General features: G+C 58.8%; 1 protein-coding gene. It reads left to right on the forward strand.

Annotation, left to right across the window (positions count from 1 at the left end):
• On the forward strand, nt 1-204 hold a 204-nt coding region (locus tag FS818_RS28630), incomplete at both ends, for a phosphopantetheine-binding protein (RefSeq protein WP_145336805.1).

Here is a 204-nt window from a genome sequence, read left to right on the forward strand (position 1 = left end):
AGTAGACCGGAGGGCACTACCGGAGCCCCAAGGGTTGCTACAGACAACCGGTGAATACGCTGCGCCGCGAAGCGAGATCGAAGCGAAGCTAGCCGCCATTTGGCAGGACGTGCTAGGTCTTTCGCAACCGGTAAGTATCCGGGATGACTTCTTCGAGCTGGGGGGCCATTCACTCAAAGCAACGCAGCTGATGGCCCGCATTCA

This window comes from Paenibacillus xylanexedens (genome assembly GCF_007680605.1).
Taxonomy (GTDB): domain Bacteria; phylum Bacillota; class Bacilli; order Paenibacillales; family Paenibacillaceae; genus Paenibacillus; species Paenibacillus xylanexedens_B.